Consider the following 2,925-nt stretch of genomic DNA (forward strand, 5'->3'; position numbering starts at 1 on the left):
CCATCGCCAGCGGCATGACCAGCGCGGAGGCCGCGCCTTGCACCACGCGCGCGGCGATCAGCCACGGCGCGGACGGCGCCAGCGCGCAGCCGGCGGAGGTGGCCGCGAACAGCAGCAGGCCGGTGACGAACATGCGGCGCCGCCCGAACCGGTCGCCCAGCGCGGCGCCGGCCATCAGCAGCGCGGCGAAGGCGAGGCTGTAGGCGGTCATGGTCCAGTGCAGCAGCGAGATCGGCGCGCCCAGGTCCTGCCGCATGGCCTCGAACGCGGTGGTGACCACCATGCCGTCGAGGGCGGCGATGAACGAAGCCCCCGCCGCCAGGCCCAGCACCCAGCGCTGGGCCGTCGTGAATGTGTGTGTGTTCATGCTGCCAAAGACGGACGGGGCGCGGCAATCGGTGCGGCCGGAAAAATATTTCCCGCGACCGCACCGTTCGAGGCGTGCCGAACGTCCAGGCGCTTCGTCTCAGGTGTTCTCTTCCAGCTGCTGCAGCTGGTACAGCCGCTGGTACAGGCCCTTGTCGATCGCCATCAACTCCGCATGCGCGCCCAGTTCGGCAACGCGTCCATGGTGCAGCACCACGATGCGGTCGGCATCGCGCACGGTGGACAGCCTGTGGGCGATGGCGACGATGGTGACCTTGCCGCGCAGCTGCGCCAGCGCGCGCTGCACGACCTGCTCGGTTTCCGAATCGATGTGCGCCGTGGCCTCGTCCAGCAGCAGGATGCGCGGCTGGCCGGCCAGCGCGCGGGCGATGGCGATCAGCTGCTTTTGCCCGACCGACAGCCGCGCGCCGCCTTCGCCCAGCGGCGTGTCGTAGCCGCGTTCCAGCGCCGCGATGAAGCCGTGCGCATGGGCCGCGTGCGCAGCGGCCTCCACCTGCGCATCGCTGAGCGCGCGGCCCACGGCGATGTTCTCGCGTACCGTGGCGGCCAGCAGGAACGGCTCCTGCGGCACCAGGCCCACGCTGGCACGGAAGCTGTCCTCGCCGATGGACTCCAGCGGTGCGCCGTCGATGCGGATGCGGCCGGTGTCGGTGCCGTAGAAGCGCAGCAGCAGCGACAGCAGGGTGGTCTTGCCGCTGCCGGTGTGGCCGACGATGCCGTGGAAGCTGCCGGCGGGAATGTGCAGCGACACGTCGTGCAGCACCGGCCGGCCGGGCTGGTAGGCGAAGGTCAGGTGGTCGATGGCGATGTCGCCGCGGCCCACCTCGCCCTGTTCGCCGGCCGGCGGCGCCTCGGCCTCGGCCAGCAGCGCCTGCACCCGCGAGGCGCCGACCAGCGCCTGTTGCAGCTGGGAGAACTGCACGGTGATCTGCGTCAGCGGCTCCACCACGCGTGAGATGTAGCTGATGAAGGCGTACAGCACGCCGACCTCCAGCGCGCCCACGCCGCTGCCTCCACGCGTGCCGAACAGCCACAGCACGCCGGCCAGGATCAGCACGTTGAGGAAGTCCAGCACCGGCCGCAGCAGCCAGGCGTTGGCGCGCAGGGCGCTGCGGCGCGAGCGGTAGTGCGCCTCGTTCAGCGCGGTGAAGCGCTCGCGAAAGCGCGTGGTCGCGTTGGCCGCCTGCAGCACCGGCATGCCGGCAATCGATTCCGCCATCTGCGCGTTGAGCTCGCCGCGCAGCTCGCGCGCGCGCGCCACCGCCGAGCCCGACAGGCGCTGGTAGACCACGATGAGCAGCGCCACCAGCGGCAGCAGGGTGGCCACCACCAGCATCAGCCGCCAATCCAGCAGCAGCATGGCGACCATGGCGCCGCCCAGGATGATCAGGCTGTCCAGGATGACGAACAGCACCTGCACGTAGAGCGTCTTCACCGCCTCGGTGTCGTTGGTCACGCGGCTGACCAGCTGGCCGGTGATGGCGTGGTCGAAGAAGGCCATGGGCAGGCGCAGCACGTGGCGGTACACGGCTTCGCGGATGCGCTGCACCGAGCGCATCGCCACGCCGCCCAGGCGCACCAGCTGACGGTAGCGCAGCCAGCTCGCCAGGCAGCCGGCGGCCAGCGCGCCCAGCAGCAGGCCGGCCATTTCCGGCACCGCGGCATTGCGCGGCAGCAGGTAGTTGTCGATCAGGAACTTGCCGGCCAGCGGCGACAGCGCCTCCAGGCCGGCGGCCAGCACCAGCCAGACAACGCCGCGCAGCACGAGGGCGCGGTCGGGCGCGGCGGCGCGCAGCAGCAGCGTGGCGGCGGCGCCGACCAGCTTGCGGCTGGGCCGCGCGGTCGGGGGCGGGACCGAGGCGTGGAGCGATTCAGTCGGCATCGAGGCTCGCCTGCAGTTGCTGGTAGCGCCATTGGCGCGCATACCAGCCGTTGGCGGACACCAGGTCCGCATGCGTTCCCTGTTCGGCCAGGTGGCCGCTCTGCAGCGCCACGATGTGGTCGGCGTCGGCCACCGCGCTCAGCCGGTGGCTCACGATCACCACCGTGCGGCCGACGCGCGCCTGCCGCAGGTGCGCCAGGATGCGCGCCTCGGTCTCGGTATCCACCGCCGACAGCGCGTCGTCCAGCAGCAAGAGCGGCGCATCGGCCAGCAGCGCCCGCGCGATGGCCACGCGCTGGCGCTGCCCGCCCGACAGCGTGACGCCGCGCTCGCCGACCGGCGTGTCGTAGCCTTTGGGCAGGCGCTGGATGTCGTCGTGCACGGCGGCCAGCCGCGCTGCGTTTTCCACCTCGGCGCGGGTGGCGCCCGGCTTGGCCAGCGCGATGTTCTCGGCCACCGAGGCGGAGAACAGGAACGGCTCCTGCGGCACCCAGGCGACGGCCGAGCGCAGCGCGTCCAGCGTGTAGTCGCGCAGGTCGATGCCGTTCCAGCGCAGCCGCCCGGCGTCGGGCGTGCGCTGGCGCAGCAGCAGCCGCAGCAGGCTGGACTTGCCGGCGCCGGTGGGGCCGACCAGGCCCAGCGTGCGGCCCGGCGCC

General features: G+C 72.3%; 3 protein-coding genes. All 3 read right to left on the reverse strand.

Features of this window, described 5'->3' with window-relative positions; all coding sequences use genetic code 11:
* The coding region (locus H0U68_RS23475; protein WP_296359322.1) for an MFS transporter at positions 1–367 on the reverse strand (367 nt) is incomplete at its 3' end.
* 99 nt (positions 368–466) lie between these two features.
* Positions 467–2,269, reverse strand: coding sequence for an ABC transporter transmembrane domain-containing protein (locus tag H0U68_RS23480; protein ID WP_296359324.1), 1,803 nt, complete (start codon positions 2,267–2,269; stop codon positions 467–469).
* Positions 2,259–2,925 (reverse strand): ATP-binding cassette domain-containing protein (locus tag H0U68_RS23485; protein ID WP_296359326.1); only part of this gene is annotated, 667 nt, incomplete at its 5' end. The genes H0U68_RS23485 and H0U68_RS23480, both read right to left, overlap by 11 nt.

The organism is Ramlibacter sp., from assembly GCF_013697775.1.
Lineage (GTDB): Bacteria > Pseudomonadota > Gammaproteobacteria > Burkholderiales > Burkholderiaceae_C > Ramlibacter.